General features: G+C 41.7%; 17 protein-coding genes and 1 tRNA gene. 16 read left to right on the top strand and 2 right to left on the bottom strand.

From position 1 onward, the window contains the following. Positions 1-8 precede the first annotated feature (8 nt). The 4 genes from EHS11_RS19245 to EHS11_RS19230 all read left to right on the top strand — a co-directional run bounded on the left by EHS11_RS19245 (position 9) and on the right by EHS11_RS19230 (position 3329). On the top strand, positions 9-407 hold the full coding sequence (locus EHS11_RS19245; protein WP_246048084.1) for a thioredoxin family protein: 399 nt from the start codon (positions 9-11) through the stop codon (positions 405-407). Between the two features lie 26 nt (positions 408-433). Continuing rightward, positions 434-1015 (top strand): DUF1564 family protein, encoded by a 582-nt coding sequence (locus EHS11_RS19240; protein WP_135766015.1) that lies wholly within the window; start codon positions 434-436, stop codon positions 1013-1015. Positions 1016-1138: 123 nt separating this feature from the next. Then, on the top strand, positions 1139-2569 hold the full coding sequence (locus EHS11_RS19235; RefSeq protein ID WP_135766014.1) for an NAD(P)-binding domain-containing protein: 1431 nt from the start codon (positions 1139-1141) through the stop codon (positions 2567-2569). After that, positions 2499-3329 (top strand): M23 family metallopeptidase, encoded by an 831-nt coding sequence (locus tag EHS11_RS19230; RefSeq protein ID WP_246048083.1) that lies wholly within the window; start codon positions 2499-2501, stop codon positions 3327-3329. Before EHS11_RS19235 ends, EHS11_RS19230 begins: the two co-directional genes overlap by 71 nt. On the opposite strand, the gene EHS11_RS19225 is transcribed toward EHS11_RS19230, so the two are convergent. Continuing rightward, positions 3326-3637, bottom strand: coding sequence for a PilZ domain-containing protein (locus EHS11_RS19225; protein WP_135766095.1), 312 nt, complete (start codon positions 3635-3637; stop codon positions 3326-3328). The genes EHS11_RS19230 and EHS11_RS19225 overlap by 4 nt on opposite strands. A gap of 550 nt (positions 3638-4187) precedes the next feature. Here EHS11_RS19225 and EHS11_RS19220 point away from each other — a divergent pair. The 12 genes from EHS11_RS19220 to EHS11_RS19165 all read left to right on the top strand — a co-directional run bounded on the left by EHS11_RS19220 (position 4188) and on the right by EHS11_RS19165 (position 14564). After that, a complete protein-coding gene (locus tag EHS11_RS19220) occupies positions 4188-4631 on the top strand; it encodes a hypothetical protein (protein ID WP_167884506.1) in 444 nt (147 codons plus the stop codon). Further along, a complete protein-coding gene (locus EHS11_RS19215; protein ID WP_135766011.1) occupies positions 4534-5934 on the top strand; it encodes a S8 family serine peptidase in 1401 nt (466 codons plus the stop codon). The genes EHS11_RS19220 and EHS11_RS19215 overlap by 98 nt, the downstream gene beginning before the upstream one ends. A gap of 84 nt (positions 5935-6018) precedes the next feature. Next, the gene (locus EHS11_RS19210; RefSeq protein WP_135766010.1) at positions 6019-7191 is read left to right on the top strand and encodes an ACP S-malonyltransferase; all 1173 of its coding nucleotides are present in this window, start codon (positions 6019-6021) and stop codon (positions 7189-7191) included. Between the two features lies 1 nt (position 7192). Beyond that, positions 7193-8155 (top strand): WYL domain-containing protein, encoded by a 963-nt coding sequence (locus EHS11_RS19205; RefSeq protein WP_135766009.1) that lies wholly within the window; start codon positions 7193-7195, stop codon positions 8153-8155. 15 nt (positions 8156-8170) lie between these two features. Then, positions 8171-9079, top strand: a complete 909-nt coding sequence (locus tag EHS11_RS19200; protein WP_210413725.1) for a 4-(cytidine 5'-diphospho)-2-C-methyl-D-erythritol kinase — start codon at positions 8171-8173, stop codon at positions 9077-9079. Between the two features lie 4 nt (positions 9080-9083). Beyond that, a tRNA-Gln gene (locus EHS11_RS19195) sits at positions 9084-9159 on the top strand. Positions 9160-9185: 26 nt separating this feature from the next. Continuing rightward, positions 9186-9947, top strand: a complete 762-nt coding sequence (locus EHS11_RS19190; protein ID WP_135766007.1) for a sugar phosphate nucleotidyltransferase — start codon at positions 9186-9188, stop codon at positions 9945-9947. Next, on the top strand, positions 9944-10885 hold the full coding sequence (locus EHS11_RS19185; RefSeq protein WP_135766006.1) for a ribose-phosphate diphosphokinase: 942 nt from the start codon (positions 9944-9946) through the stop codon (positions 10883-10885). The genes EHS11_RS19190 and EHS11_RS19185 overlap by 4 nt, the downstream gene beginning before the upstream one ends. 17 nt (positions 10886-10902) lie before the next feature. Continuing rightward, positions 10903-11538 carry a 50S ribosomal protein L25/general stress protein Ctc gene (locus tag EHS11_RS19180; RefSeq protein ID WP_135766005.1) on the top strand — a complete coding sequence of 212 codons (636 nt, stop codon included), beginning with the start codon at positions 10903-10905 and terminating at the stop codon, positions 11536-11538. Between the two features lie 15 nt (positions 11539-11553). Next, positions 11554-12117: an aminoacyl-tRNA hydrolase gene (gene pth, locus EHS11_RS19175; protein ID WP_109021864.1), complete on the top strand. Its 564-nt coding sequence runs from the start codon at positions 11554-11556 to the stop codon at positions 12115-12117. 29 nt (positions 12118-12146) lie between these two features. Next, complete coding sequence (gene ftsH, locus EHS11_RS19170; RefSeq protein WP_135766004.1) at positions 12147-14105, top strand: ATP-dependent zinc metalloprotease FtsH; 1959 nt, start codon at positions 12147-12149, stop codon at positions 14103-14105. Between the two features lie 3 nt (positions 14106-14108). Further along, positions 14109-14564, top strand: a complete 456-nt coding sequence (locus EHS11_RS19165; RefSeq protein ID WP_135766003.1) for an EVE domain-containing protein — start codon at positions 14109-14111, stop codon at positions 14562-14564. Positions 14565-14624: 60 nt separating this feature from the next. On the opposite strand, the gene EHS11_RS19160 is transcribed toward EHS11_RS19165, so the two are convergent. Next, the gene (locus EHS11_RS19160; RefSeq protein WP_135766002.1) at positions 14625-15431 is read right to left on the bottom strand and encodes a CAP domain-containing protein; all 807 of its coding nucleotides are present in this window, start codon (positions 15429-15431) and stop codon (positions 14625-14627) included. Positions 15432-15435: the final 4 nt, after the last annotated feature.

The raw sequence follows: 15435 nt of genomic DNA, 5'->3' as shown, positions 1-15435 counted from the left end.
TGATTTTTGTGAATTCTTGTGCACAAAAACCCACGTCGATTATTTCTTTATACGAGGATTCTCTTCGTTATGCGGAAAAGGAAAATAAAAATTTGATTGTACTGTTTGGTGCGGATTGGTGCCCAGATTGCAAGGCCCTGGATCGAATGTTAGTTTCCCCGGAAATTAAAAGTCTAATTCAGAAAAATTATATTATCTTGAAAGTGGATGTGGGGCGATTTGATAAGAATCTTGATTTAGATGAAAAGTTAGGTCATCCTATTGGAAAAGGGATCCCTGCTCTTGTGATTCTGGCACCGAATCCGCTGAAAATTGTAGCGTCTACGGAAGGCGGGGAATTTTCGAACGCAAGCAGAATGTCCCAAGATCAAGTTTTTGCTTATTTAAAAAAATTTGGAACCAACTAACCCGAAAATAAACCTTCTCTTCCTAGATGGAAGAACTTACTGTTGATTTTAGCGATTTTAAAAATTGGGAATTTGTTCATAAACGTTTGGCGGTCGAAAAATCTCCGGAAATTCATTACCGCCTCAACCCTGAAGCAACTTCAAGCACATCCTTTTTGATTCCAAATGACCTCATTGATAAATTGATAATTTCTAAAAATCGGTATTTTACTCTTTCAGGGCACATACGTAACCTACTGGAGGAATCTGCATACTTGATTTACCAAGCCTTAATTGTGAAAAAGCGAGAGAAACTCACTCGAACTTACCAAAAAGAAGGGTTGGATTTAAAAAAAGTCAGCTGCAGGATTGCGGATAAAGAGCTCATCGAAATGGATATAATGTCTCACGGTTTGGGGATCTCAAGATCAAGATTGCTGGCGATAATGTTGGAATTGGCCGAGCTGGGTTGGTTGAAGGCTGTGCGTGAGTTGGGGTTGGTAAGAGGTACTACATTCCTTCGCTCAATCCAATCCCACCAATACCTCGATGCCCTCTCCCAAACCTATAAAATCGAAATTTTCCATTTAGCAGATTCCCATTCCAATGTTCCGGAGCGATGGAGGTGACCTTCCATCAGCCAATTATTGGCAAATTCACGGTCTTTCTGAGTCTTTTTTGGCAAATATTGCAAATAATTCTTGAAACGCCGTTCCTTTTTAGGTAAGATTCTCATCTTAGAGAATCAATATATGACTTTACCACGAGTTTGCGTAATCGGTGCGGGTTCCTCCGGCATAACAGTAATTAAATCCTTAAAGGAAAATGGAATTCCATTTGATTGTTACGAAAAAGGCAGTGATGTCGGAGGAAATTGGCGTTATAAGAACGATAACGGACTAAGCAATATTTATAAATCCCTGCATATCAATACCCATAGAGATCGGATGGAATACCGAGACTATCCAATGCCAAAGGATTATGCTGATTATCCGAACCATGAACCGATTCAAAAATACTTTGGTAATTTTGTTGATCACTTTGGACTGAGAAAGCACATCCAGTTCAAGAACGGAATTAAAAAAGCGGAACGAACTCCTGAAGGAATCTGGAAAATCACTCCGGGAAAAGGTCCTGCAAAATACTACGACGCGTTAGTTGTTGCAAACGGACACCATTGGAGTGAAAAATGGCCTGATCCCGCTTTTCCGGGAAAATTTTCAGGCGAGACAATCCATTCTCATTCTTATGTTGACCCAAAAACACCTGTTAATTGCGAAGGAAAGAATGTTGTCATCCTGGGGATGGGAAATAGTGCAATGGATATATCAGTTGAGCTTTCCAGACCCGGTATTTCTAAAAAAGTATTTCTTTCTTCCCGGCGAGGAGCTTATGTAATTCCGAATTACCTATTTGGAAAACCACTCGACAAACTAACGACAAATATTCCTCCATGGGTTCCCTTTTGGATTCAGCAAACTCTTGGCCATCTTCTAATTCGATATGGTGTTGGAAAAATGGAAGATTTCGGCCTTCCCAAACCTGATCACAAGTTTGCTTCGGCGCATCCGACTGTTTCCCAAGACCTTCTAGTAAGATTAGGGAGAGGGGACATCAAATACAAAGCAGCGATCAAAGAATTAAAAGGAAAAAAAATCCAATTTGCGGACGGTTCCGAAGAAAATGCAGATGTCATTATCTATTGCACGGGTTATGCCATAAAATTCCCGTTCTTCGATGAAAATTTTCTTTCTGCGCCAAATAACTACATCCCGCTTTTTTTCAAAATGATGAAGCCGGAAATCAATAATCTTATCTTTGTCGGTCTGATGCAACCGCTCGGTGCAATTATGCCCCTCGCGGAAATGCAAGGAAAATGGATTGCTCAGTATCTATCAGGCAATTACAAACTACCTTCGGAAAAAGAAATGCATAAGTGGATTAAAAATGATCAAACCGCAATGCGAAAAAGATATGTGTCCAGCGCAAGACATACAATTCAAGTAGACTTTGATAGTTTTCTATACCAAATGAAAAAGGAAATGAAAACTGGCAAAAAACGGGCAGACGCAGAAAACCATGTTTATCCAATTTCAGCTAAAGCGGAAGATTTTGAAAAATCCATTTCCAAAACAAACACTAAGGAAATTTCTAAGTCCAAAAAATCTTTGGCAAGGGCCTAAATACAACCCGCGCGGATTCAAAAAATCCGCGCAAAAATTAGCATTAGCAATTTTACTTTTAAACCTTTGTCTCCTTACCCAATGCCAATCTCCGAAAGGACTTGGTTACCAAGGAAACCCCCTCTTCGCTTGGCTAGGCGGCGGTACGGCAGAAAAAAAAGTAGACCCTGTTTCCATCTACCAGCGTTACCCGCAATTTTATGTGGACTCATATGAATTTCCCGTAGGAGGAAAATTTGGCGAAGGCTTTTACATTGCCCAAAAGTTTGGAACTGAAAATCCTAAGTTCGGTTATCGATTTCACCTTGGAGAAGATTGGAATTATATAGGAGGAGGAGACTCCGATTTCGGTTCACCCATTTACTCCATTGCTAACGGAATTGTCAGCCTAACAGCTGATTACGGAGGAGGATGGGGGAAAATAGTAAGAATTGTTCATAAACATCCAAGCCCCGAAAAAGGTAGGTTCTTCTTTATCGAGTCTCTCTATGCTCATCTTTACACAATAGAAGTAGAACCGGGTCAGATGGTCAAAAAAGGAGAATGGATAGGAACGATCGGAGATGCAGGAGGGAGTTATCCGTCTCACCTGCACTTTGAAATCAGAGCAGGTTTCGGATCAGCATTAGGCGGTGGCTATTCCTTTGGAACGGATGGTTTCTTTTCACCTACGAAGTTTTTAATAGCACAAGTTTCAAAAGAAAAACTAATGAACGAAGATCAGTTTGCTCCGGCTCTTGAGAAATCTTTGGCACCTTAAAAACTTTTTATAAAACCCAAGACCTCATCTTCTTTCTCCGCATTCGTATCGTAAAAATTGCAATGCAATTCATACAACTTTTCACCTTCCGACCTGGTACATTTAAGTACCTTTACTAAAAAATCAACCGATCCGGTCAAAGAAATCATCTTTAAAGATACTTTAATAATCGCAGAAACATCAAAAGGGTTCGGGTGAATAAAGGTAATACCTCTTGCACTGATGTGTTTGTGGATATCATAATCTGCCAAAACCTCTAGGTTCAAAGTGAAATTGGCGGGAATTTCTGTGTAATGATTTGGTTTCATAGGCTTTAAGTACTTTGTAGCTAACATAGATTCAGTAGAACATCTCTCAATTACTATTTTATGACAGGAGAGTAAAACTTTTTCATTTAGGGCCCTACTTCATTAAACCTTCGTTTGCTGGTTTTGGCGGATGGACAACTCCTGATTCCGGGAAAGATTACACTGAAAACAAATTTTTCACGATTTAGACCCAAATAGAGGCTATACAATCCCAAGAGTAAAAAAATTTCTCCCCTGATTTTCGCTTCCTTCCGATAGAAAAATGGAACGAACTGTTTTGCAGTTTTGGAAAAAGACTTTCCGAATTATGTCACATTGCTAATTTCGTTCCGAACTGGAGGCACCATGTTTTATCTCCTTTTAGCACTACTCCATGAGGATTTCTCCTCAGGCAGGATTGATTTTAAATCCTATTTTGATAATATCGTCCTTTTGGCAGATGATCACGAAAGAATTAAGGACACTCTTAAAGTTTCTAAAGCAGCTTAAGGGTTATTCGCCATAAATTTAATATTTTTGTAGCAATTTAGCAGTTGCGATTATTATGGAAATGCGTTCAAAGGCGGCATTTCCTATGTTTCAGTTGCTAGTAACAATCTGTTTGGTTGCCTTCTGCCTTTTCCAGTGCCAAAACAAAAAATCCGATAAGAATTCAACTCTTTGGCTCAATCAACTCACCCTCTCTAATCGAACCACAGCTCCCTACTCCCCTGAGTCTTGCAACCCTGTCTCCACACCAAATGACAGTTTGTTTTCCTACCAATGGCATCTGAAGAACACCGGGCAAGCCATGTACTCCTCTCTGCACCCTGCTGGAGTCTCCGGCAATGATATAAATGTGGTACCTACCTGGTCCATGGGTCTCAGCGGCAAAGGAACCCTTGTTTCCATAGTAGATGACGGTGCCGTTCTGGGAGCACGAAGACCTGCAGCCGAATGCGACCAGCTCCAGCGTCAATTTTTTGCACGGGACAAACGGGCTCGCATCCAATGACCCGGGAGGAAATCTCGCCAATCATGGAACCTCCGTTGCGGGGATCATTTCCGCTCGGGGAGGAAATAGTATGGGAATCACGGGAGTTGCACCTTGTTCCGAGTTCTTGGTTTATAATTACCTCTCCAAAAGTACGGATTCCCATATGACCCGATCCCTTACGGAAAATAAATCCGTGTTTGTTTCCAACAACAGTTGGGGAAGCGAAGACGGATCAGGCAATTACCAAAGAGCACCTAATTCTTTTTATACGGCAATCGAATCCGGAATTGCAAATAATCGGGACGGAAAAGGCACGATCTATGTTTGGGCCGCAGGAAACGGAGCAGGCACTTTGGGAGAACCGGTAGGAACGGAAGTGGATAATTCCAATTACGACGGTTATACGAACCATTATGGAGTCATTTCGGTAGCAGGCGCATTAAATACGGGAGTACGTGCAGCCTTTTCCGAAAAAGGCGCCAACTTATGGCTAACTGCCTATACCGGAAAAGACGGAAGCAACGACACAGGAATCACCACCACAGACAATCTGGGTGCCAATTCGGAATGGGGTTACAATCCGGGAGGAGGAAACAGTTCTTATCCGGATACTTCAAGTTTTAATTACACGAATCACAAATATACATCCACATTCAACGGAACATCCGCAGCAGCTCCTATGGTGACCGGAGTAGTATCCCTTCTTTTGGAAAAATACCCGAACTTCACCTGGAGAGATGTAAAAAAAATCTTAGCCTTATCCGCAAAAAAAACAGATCCATCTGATACAAGTTGGGTAACAACCAGCCCCGGAGTTGATTTCAGCACCGTGTACGGATTCGGCACGGTAGATGCGGAAAAAACCCTCCAAACTGCTGCTAGTTGGACAACCGTAGGCGGCTCTGCAAGTCTTAAGACCTGGTCCGCAGAAGGAACAATCAGTCTTGCCATTGACCAGTCGGGAAGTTTCAGTACTCAATCTATCCCAGTTTCCAGCTCAGGAATCACAAAAATCGAATCCATCAAGCTCGTTCTGACTTCCGATCACCTCAATCCGGGAGAGATTCGCATTCAAATTCAATCTCCTACAAGTCCTGTCGTTCGCACATTGGAGATTCATGAACCTCACCTTTGTTATTCGGGAGAAAAAAAGACATTGCCGACAAAAGACTGTTTGGCGATGACCGATCAGATTTTCGGAATTTCAGGTTATCTGGATTTTCCGGCGGACGGAACTTGGAAAATTCTTATTAAAGACGAAAACAACGGAACCCCAACGGGCAATCTGATCTATTATAAAATCATATTTTACGGTTCCTGATCTCGAATCTTAGGAAGAATTTTCTCCTTGTTCCGGGAAGGCTTTTTTCTAGGGTAACAGAAAACTACATCTCAGGAAAATATAATGACTACTCCGAAACTTCTCTCTAGTTTTTCCTCTCAATCTCAGAAATTTTTTTTGCAGTTTGGAGGACAAGGCTCACCTTATTTAAAGGAGCTTGCCAAACTATACCAAGAACCTGAACTAAAAGAATTTTTTGACATATCTTTCCAAACAACCGACCAAATCGCAGCACGCGACGGAAAAAACCCTTTCCTCAATGAAGGTTTCAATTTCAAAGCCTGGTTAGAAAATCCCGATTCAGCTCCTTCGGAAGATTATCTGGCACGCGCGCCTATCTCCGTTCCTGGAATCTTTATGACCCAAATTGCAAACTATGTTTTAGTTACAAAAAAAGGTTATCCGACACCGGATCTTATCAAAACAACAGGCGGTATCAGCGGACACAGCCAAGGCGTCATCGCAGGTGCGTTAGTTGGTCTTGGGAAAGAAGGAACCGATTTCCTAAAAGCATACAGTGATTTTTTAAAATTTGTATTTTATCTTGGGTTTAACGGCCAAAAAGTTTATCCTGATTTCACAATTTCCACAGAAATTGCGCAAGGCAACGAAGCAAACGGAGACAAAAACCCGGCTCCAATGGCCGCAGTCATCGGTTATTCCAAAGACGAATTGGAAGACAGAGTGAAACAAACCAACGAATCACTCGGACTCACAGGACAAAATACAATCTATATCTCTTTGTACAATACTCCCGATTCGATGATCCTTTCCGCGCTTCCTTCTTCCTTGCTTGCCTTCCGTTCCAAATGGAAAGCGGAAATGGATGAGAAAAAATTCAAATTCGTTTATCTGAAAACAACCGCACCTTTCCACTGCCCGTTTATGAATTCTTCCCTTCCCGGTTTCGTAAAAGAAGACGCAGAAGTAGTCCCTTTCCCTTACAACGGAAGCGATCTGAAAGTTCCGGTTTATAGCATCTTCGACGGCCACAACTTGCAAAAAGACGGAAACCTTCGCGATATCCTTTTCAAAATGGTTTTGATTGAGCCGCTTTACTGGGATTTGGCGATCGCACCTATCTGGAACGATGCAAGTATCCAAGCGATCATCGACTTCGGTCCAAGCGTTGTTTCCCAAAGGTTGACCGGTGGTCACTTGAAAGCAAAAAACATCGAAAAACAATCGCTATGTGCATCCAATGCAAAGGAACTAAAAGCGATTTTAGAAGTTTAATTTGAACCCTGCAACGCTTCGTGCCGCATCCAAACTCAATTTAATCAGGATTCTTTCCGTACATCCCGACGGATTGAGTTTGGAAGACTTGCAAAAGATCACCGGTCATAAATCAATCGGTGATCTCAAACGGGAATTAGGTGAACTCTTTATGATAGAGATGTATCCCTATTCTCCGCAAGATTGTGTAGAAGTGGATTACGACGGTGAAAAAGTAAAAATCAAACTACCCATCGCATTGGACAAGGCACTTCCTCTTTCTCCCGATGAATGGATTCTGCTCAGGGACATTCTATCGGAAAAAGACGATTCCGTCCCCATAACGGATCCCGATCAAAAACAAATTTCAGAAAGGATTTTAAACAAAATCAATTCCGTAATTCCTTCCGGAACCTGGGAACCTCACTCAGTCATTCGCAAAAAAATTTCAGACAACATTCAAAACGCAAAAATCATTCAATTGGAATATTGGAAAAGAAATACCAAAGATAAAGAAACAAGAACCGTACATCCTTGGATTCTTTGGGAAGAAAACGATTCTTATCTTTTAGGATTCGATTTGGAAAAACAGGATTTCAGAGCATTCCGATTGGATTGTATTTTGGAAGTGACGGAAACAAACCGGGAAACAAAATCATTGCCCGACGGCGCCAAAGATTGGTTAAATGGATTTGTTCAATTGCTCACTCCGAAAGAATCTTTAAACGAAGCAACCGCAGTCATTTACTGCACGGGTTCCTCAGCATTTCATTTGGGACAAAAATTACCTTTAAAACCGATTTCGGAATCCAAACCATTCTTTGATCAAAATTATGATGCTTATGAAGTTCCCATCCGGGAAGAAAACTGGTTTGTGAATACGATCTTAGGTTATGGAAATAGTATTATCCTGAAATCACCTGCAAATCTCCAAAAACGAATCCTTCAGAGCCTGGAAAAAGCAAATTCCATCTTCGTATCATAAATTAGAATTTCCATAATGACGATCTCTCCCGCAAAAATCAATTTAGGCTTAGAGATTCCTTTCAAAAGAGAAGATGGATACCATGAGATCAGAAGTATTTTTCTTCGAACTGACTTCGGAGACGACTTCCAAGTAGAAACCTTTCCCCTTTCCAACCATCAAATACCGGAATTTCAGCTTGTTTCCGAAAACCAACTTCCGCAAGCCAAACAAGCGCTATTTGATGCAGTTTCCGAACGGGGAAACCTAACAAAAAATATATTATACAAATCTTACCTTGCCGTTTTTCCCCACCTCAAAGTACCCGAAGGCGTCAGAGTCCATTTAACAAAACGAATCCCGCCCGAAGGTGGAGTGGGAGGAGGGAGTTCCAACGCTGGTAGTTTACTCAAGTTCTTATTTTCCAAAATCTCCCTGAATCAGGACAAACAGATCACACTCGCCAAATCAATCGGTGCCGATGTTCCCTTTTTTCTTCAGGAAAACCATTGTATTGTCACAGGAATTGGCGAAAATTTAGAGCCCATTCAGGTCGCAAAGGGGCATGGAATCCTTGCCATTCCCTCCTATTCTTTATCTACCAAATCAATGTACGACGGACTTCAAAGAAGTTTACAAAAAACCCACGACTCAAAAGTATGGAAAACTCTGACAGAGGATGTGGTTAGAAGTCTTCGAGTCGGGGATTGGACAAGCCTGAACGGCAAACTAGAGAATGATTTTGAAAAAATCGCTTTCCAGGTTCATCCCGATTTAAAGGAATTGAAATCAGGAATTTTACAAGAGGGAGCAGTTTACTCTTCTCTTTCCGGTTCTGGTTCTTGCTTTTTCGGCTTAGTTGCGAAAGAACAAGATCAGTTGCCATTGTTAAACTCACTGAAATCCCGATTTCCAGAAATGGATTTCCGATCCTTCTCTTTTTAGAAACTGGCCTGTAGCCAAGCGGTAAGGCAGCGGTTTTTGGTATCGCCATTCCCTAGGTTCGAATCCTAGCAGGCCAGCCAGTTTTTATTTTCCGAATTTCGCATGTATGAACAATGAAACGACTGTAACTGCTGTTATATTGGCGGCGGGGAAAGGCACTCGAATGAAGAGTGAGCTCCCCAAGGTTGCGGTTGTACTGAACGAATCTCCACTTTTAATCCACGTTCTACAAAATATAGAAAATGCCAACATCCGACGCAAAATCGTAGTAGTAGGCTATCGCAAAGACATAGTTACTTCCATCGCCGAAAAATTTTCCGGTGTCGAATTTGCGGAACAAACAGAGCAATTGGGAACAGGTCACGCTGTCATTTCCGCAGAAAAAAATCTGCAACCTTACGTAGGTTATATCCTTGTCGCTTGTGGGGACGCACCTTTGATTTCCGCATCTTCCTTCAAAGAACTCATCCAACTTCATAAAGACAATCATTACTCAGCGACTGTCCTCTCTGCAAAAATGGAAGACCCGAACGGATACGGAAGAATCATTCGTTCTTCCGATGACGGTTCCCTACTTCGGATTGTGGAACAAAAAGACGCCACTCCGGAAGAAAAAGCGGTGAATGAAGTCAACACAGGAACCTACTGTTTCACAGCAGAACATTTGTTTGATGCCCTAAAAAACATAGGCAATGACAATGCTCAAAAAGAATACTATCTCACCGACGTGATTAAGATTTTCCGTTCTCAAGGCAAAAAAGTGGGTGCACTCACTCTAAAGAATGCCCTGGAAAGCCATGGAATCAATTCCCCGGAAGATTTAGAGAAAGCAAAACAATATATAGATAAAGGTTTAGTTGGTGTATGAATCCAAGTGAAGTTGCAGTATTTTCCGGAAATGCGAACCGCCCCTTAGCGGAAGAGATCTGTCAAAATTTAGGAATCCCTAACGGGCAGATCACCGTAAAACGATTCTCTGACGGAGAAAGCACCGTTAAGATCGAAGAAAACGTTCGAGGTAGAGACGTATTTGTCGTTCAGTCCATCAGTTATCCGGCAAACGACAGTTTAATGGAACTTTTGCTGATCATTGACGCTCTTCGTCGCGCTTCCGCACGTCGAATTACAGCTGTTTTACCTTATTACGGATACGGACGCCAAGATAGAAAAGTGGAACCGAGAGTTCCTATCTCCGCACGTGTTGTTGCGGATCTGATCGAAACAGTCGGTCCAAATCGTATTCTTACTATGGATTTGCATGCAGATCAAATCCAAGGATTCTTTCATATTCCTGTAGATCATCTTTACTTTTCTCCCGTACTTGCGGAATACATCAATTCCTTGAAACTGGACGATCTGGTGATTGTATCCCCCGATTCCGGCGGTGCGGAACGTGCTCGTAACTTTGGAAAAAAAGTCAACGGATCTCTAGCGATCATAGACAAACGACGCCCCAAAGCAAATGAGTCCGTCGTAATGAACGTGATAGGCGATATAAAGGACAAACATTGCCTGATCTTGGATGATATGATTGATACTGGCGGAACCATTGCAAAAGCGGCAAACGCACTTTATGATAATGGCGCAAAATCCGTGATGTGTTGTGCTACCCATGCGGTTCTTTCCGGAGAAGCTCCGGAAAAGCTAAACGGAGCGAAATTCGAACAGATTGTTTTATCAAATTCCATTGCGGTACCCGAGACAAAGAAAATAAATCACTTGAAAACGCTCTCTATCGCCCCACTCTTTGCTAAAGCAATCGAAAGGATTCACAATGAGGAATCCATCTCTAGTCTGTTTTCATAATAATAAGGAACATAATCATGGAAAAATATAGCATTAAAGTACAACCAAGAACTCTTACTGGCAAAGGTCCTGCAAGACGCCTTCGCACAGCAGGTTTAGTACCTGCAAATATCATCGGAAGTGGAAAAGCAACTTCAGGCACTGTAGTTGAAAAAGAAATCCAAAAATTGATCGATTCTGGGATTAGAAAAGCAACCCTCATCGAACTTGACTTAGATGGTAAAACCGAAAAAGTATTTGTTAAAGAAGTACAAAGATTTCCTCACACGGGAAAAATCCGTCACATCGATTTTTTCAAAGTAACTCCGGGTAAAAAAATCATTACCACAGTTGCGATTCAAACAACAGGAGTTGCAAAAGGTTCAAAGTCGGGCGGTCAATTCGAACACCTGGTTCATGAAATCAAAGTTAAATCAACTCCGGAAGATTTAACAGATGTTCTTACAATCGATGTAACTGATTTGGATGTTGGAATGATCATTAAGGTTTCCGACCTTCCTTGCCCGAAATCTTGGGAAATTTTGACCAACGGCGATCCGATTGTAACTTCCTGCAATAAGACGAAAGCGATTCTTGCTGCAGAAAGAGCGGAAAAAGCGGAAGCTGATGCCGGTGGTAAAAAACCTGCAGCAAAAAAAGCCGCTAAGAAGTAGTTTTTTCTAAAACCAATGAAACTGATAGTAGGCCTGGGCAATCCAGGAGATAAATACAATAACAATCGTTCTAACATTGGTTTTAAGATTCTCGATGTCATAGCCAACAACATTGGCCTCGAAATCAAAACAAAGAAGAAAAAATCTCTGATCGGAAGGGGTGATTTTGAGGGGGACGAAGTAGTTCTTCTCAAACCTCAAACTTTCAGTGACCTTTCCGGCGAGTCCGTACTTTACATTGCCTCTTTCCTCAAAATCCAGGTAAAAGACATAGTTCTGATCCATGAAGATCTGGACCTGGAATTGGGTCAAATTGTGGTCACAAAAGGCGGAGAAAGCGTCGGACATCCCGGTGTGGATTCTGTTTCCGTTTCCCTCCGGTCCCCCAATTTCATTCGAATTCGTATTGGAGTCCGCAATTCCAAATACAATCCGAAAAAAAGAGAAGAATTTTTACGTGATGATTTTGAGCCTCTTGAGAACTTAAGTCTGATTCAAATCATCAATGACGCGGAGGCCGCGATTCGATCGATTTCCATGGGGGATATCGACGAAGTGATTCAAAAATATCACCTCTGATTTTAGTCTAATAAGGGAGACAATCTTCCATGAATAAAAACATCAAAAATGTATTTCTGTTCTTACTTGTAATACTATTAGTATTAGCTGTCTGGTATAGACCGGACTCTCTTGGATCTCGTCCTGATGAGATCAGTTACTCCGAATTCCTCAATATGGTAGAGCCGGTTGAGGGCAAAAAACAAATCGGAAAAATAACTTCGAAAGACGGGAAAGATATTACCAACAAATCTCAGATCACGATTGATCGTGAATTGATAGAAGGCTGGTATATTCCTTCCGATTCCAAAGACAACAAACCGAAAGCTTTCAAAACAAACATCGCACCGGTGAACGAGGATTTGATTACGAAACTTCGTAAACAAAGATTATCTTTCACTGCGAAATCCACGGAAGAAAACAAATTCTGGAGTGTTGTTTCCAGTATCGTTCCTTGGATTTTTGCACTCGGTATCATCTGGTTCATCATGATGAGACAACTACAGGCTACGGGAAATAAAGCATTCACATTCGGTAAGTCCAAAGCCAAAATGAATGTGGACTCTAAAGTCAAAATCACATTCAACGATGTGGCTGGTTGCGATGAAGCAAAAGTAGAGTTGCAAGAGATCATTGAATTCTTAAAAGATCCTAAAAAATTCCATGCCATTGGTGCAAGAATTCCAAAAGGAGTGTTGCTTGTAGGTCCTCCGGGAACAGGTAAAACCTTACTTGCAAAAGCAGTTTCCGGAGAAGCCGGTGTTCCTTTTTTCTCGATTTCCGGTTCTGATTTCGTAGAAATGTTTGTAGGTGTAGGTGCTTCCCGAGTGCGCGATTTATTCGACCAAGGGAAAAAGAACGCACCTTGTATCATCTTCATTGATGAGATCGACGCGGTAGGAAGGCTTCGCGGAGCCGGACTCGGTGGCGGTCATGACGAAAGAGAGCAAACACTCAATCAAATGCTGGTTGAGATGGACGGATTCGAAATGAACGAAGGCGTTATAGTAATGGCGGCAACTAACCGTGCTGATGTGCTTGACCCTGCTCTGCTTCGCCCAGGCCGATTTGACAGACAAGTCATCGTGGATTTACCCGATCTGAGAGGACGGGAAGAAATTCTTCAAGTTCATTCTAAAAAAGTTCCGATGGTATCCGATATTTCCATCAACTCAATTGCACGTGGAACTCCCGGATTTACGGGAGCAGACCTTGCAAACCTGATCAACGAAGCCGCATTACTTGCCGCTCGTAGAAACAAAAAACGGGTCACTCAGGAAGAATTGGAAGAAGCTCGTGATAAAGTGATGATGGGACCGGAACGCAAGTCTATGCTTATTTCCGACAAAGAAAAGGAAATGACCGCCTATCATGAAGCTGGTCACGCACTTTTGGGAACACTCCTTCCTTATACGGAACCTGTGCATAAAGTAACGATCATTCCCCGAGGCAGATCATTGGGTCTAACCCAATCCCTGCCAATTGAAGATCGTCATTCCTATAAAAAACAATATTGTCTGGATCGAATTGTAATGTCTATGGGCGGATATATTGCCGAAGAACTTATGTTTGGTGATCCTTCCAATGGTTCCAGCAACGACATCCAACAAGCAACCAATATCGCCCGCAGAATGGTATGTGAATGGGGAATGTCTGAAAAATTAGGGACAATCAATTACGGCGGACCTGAAAACTCTCCTTTTATAGGAAGAGACTACGGTCATACTAGTAAACCTTACTCGGAAGAATTTGCAGCGATGATTGACCAGGAAGTTCGTAGAATTGTGCAAACTTCTTTGGACAAGGGAAGAGATTTGGTTCGCAAAAACGTAAAAAAACTGGATGCAATCGCCAAAGCTCTGCTTGCGAAAGAAACAATTGATAGCCAGGAATTGATGGCAATCGTTCACCCTTCCGGTGAAAAAATAGAAGAAGATAAAAAGAAATCGTTATCCTCTTCTAAAAAAATAAAAGGCGCAACTTCTACAAAACCAGCTTACTCAGCTTAGAAGATGAAGTATTGGCTTTTTAAAACAGAACCCGATGTCTTTTCCATAGACGACCTGGAAAGAGAGAAGATCTCTTTCTGGGAAGGGGTTCGTAATTACCAAGCACGCAATTACCTAAGAGACGAAGTAAAAAAGGGAGACCTGGTTCTGTTCTATCACAGCAGCACTGACCCGACAGGAATTGTGGGAGTTGCAGAGATAGTCGAGTCCAGGATCCCCGATCCTTTTCAATTTGACCCGAACAGCAAATACTTCGATCCTAAAAGTAAAAAAGAAGATCCTCGTTGGTTTGGTGTTAAGTTAAAGCTATCCAAACGATTTACAAATTTTTTGTCTTTAGCCGAACTGAAAACGGTGAAGGGCTTGAGTAAAATGGTTTTGGTTCAAAAAGGTTCGCGACTTTCCATTCAGCCGGTTCAAAAATCCGAATTTGATACGATCACCAAACTCGGAAATTAATTTTCCTTAAGCGACTGCTTATACTTCTCAGACCGAGAAGAAAACAACTGAAATCGTAATTTAAGGCTTTGAAGAGAAAACTTGTACAGCTTTTACTTTATCCATGTTCTGAAATTTTACGTCCTGGTAATAATAAACTCCGCCACCCATATAACTAAAGTCAGGGTTTAGAATATTTCTTCTATGAGGAGGAGAATTCATCCAAGATTCCACAAGGGACTCTGCAAGACTCAAATAAGTATGATTGGGAATCGGAGGGCCTTTTTTCTGGTAACTGAAAAATTTTCCTTCGTTTTGTTCCGGATTATAAACAGGAGTCCCCGGCTTATAGTCAATAGCGAAAGAATTGATTATATTTTCACCAGATGTAGGATTAATGATTCCCACAAGCTCCAATCGATCCTTTAAGGTTTCTTTTCCTGAAACCTTGCTTGTATGGGAATAAAAACTAAGATTTACCATATCTTGGGCGTGACCGAAAGCCGCTTGTTCGCATAACGCCGAATAACGAAATGGTTTTAAACCCAATTTTCTTCGTTCTTTGCTGGTCTCGAAAAACAAAGCCGCGTTTAAAAGCGGATAGTCTATACTTGTAAAATCAATTCTTTCTTTTGCGGGCACGTAAGAGTTGAAAGATTGATCGTTCAACTCTTCGTATTGTTCCGGTTTCCATTTGCTGGAAGAAGGAAGTTTTCTTCCGTCTTCAATCGCTTCCAGAAATGCCAGTTGCCCTTTGTCAGCTACCGAATTGCCCACTGTGGTGGTTTCTTTTTTTTCTTCTTTGGTAACTGTTTGTTTTTTGGTCGGGGTGGTGCAGGAAATTACAAATGCAACCGACGAAATAAAAATTATGCTGAACTTTTTCATCCTA

The sequence above is a fragment of the Leptospira ilyithenensis genome (assembly GCF_004771005.1).
Taxonomy (GTDB): Bacteria; Spirochaetota; Leptospiria; order Leptospirales; family Leptospiraceae; genus Leptospira_A; species Leptospira_A ilyithenensis.
Note: the sequence above shows the minus strand (reverse complement) of the source record. Positions and strands in the feature narration are given on the sequence as shown.